1 rRNA gene is annotated in these 867 nt (G+C 53.7%); it reads right to left on the reverse strand.

Annotation, left to right across the window (positions count from 1 at the left end):
• Positions 1 to 849: ribosomal RNA gene (locus CDH47_RS17455) — 16S ribosomal RNA — on the reverse strand; the annotation flags it as partial.
• Between the last annotated feature and the right edge of the window lie 18 nt (positions 850 to 867).

Genomic DNA, 867 nt, shown 5'->3' on the forward strand with positions numbered 1-867 from the left:
AAGGATTCAAGATCCCCAACGGCTAGTTGACATCGTTTACGGCGTGGACTACCGGGGTATCTAATCCCGTTTGCTCCCCACGCTTTCGCACCTCAGTGTCAGTGTTGGTCCAGGTAGCCGCCTTCGCCACTGGTGTTCCTTCCTATATCTACGCATTTCACCGCTACACAGGAAATTCCACTACCCTCTACCACACTCTAGCCAAGCAGTTCGAAATGCCGTTCCCAGGTTAAGCCCGGGGCTTTCACATCTCGCTTACTCAACCACCTACGCGCGCTTTACGCCCAGTAATTCCGATTAACGCTTGCACCCTCCGTATTACCGCGGCTGCTGGCACGGAGTTAGCCGGTGCTTCTTCTGTGAGTAACGTCAATCCTCAAGCGTATTAAACTTGAGGCCTTCCTCCTCACTGAAAGTGCTTTACAACCCGAAAGCCTTCTTCACACACGCGGCATGGCTGGATCAGGGTTGCCCCCATTGTCCAATATTCCCCACTGCTGCCTCCCGTAGGAGTTCGGGCCGTGTCTCAGTCCCGATGTGGCTGATCATCCTCTCAGACCAGCTACGGATCGTCGCCTTGGTGAGCCATTACCCCACCAACTAGCTAATCCGACTTAGGCTCATCCAATAGCGCAAGGTCCGAAGATCCCCTGCTTTCCCCCAAAGGGCGTATGCGGTATTAGCAGCCGTTTCCGACTGTTGTCCCCCACTACTGGGCAGATTCCTAAGCATTACTCACCCGTCCGCCGCTCGACGCCTGATAGCAAGCTATCATCGTTTCCGCTCGACTTGCATGTGTTAAGCCTGCCGCCAGCGTTCAATCTGAGCCATGATCAAACTCTTCAGTTTAAATCATACAAGAATCCG

The organism is Marinobacter salexigens (genome assembly GCF_002806945.1).
In the GTDB taxonomy this organism is placed as follows: domain Bacteria; phylum Pseudomonadota; class Gammaproteobacteria; order Pseudomonadales; family Oleiphilaceae; genus Marinobacter; species Marinobacter salexigens.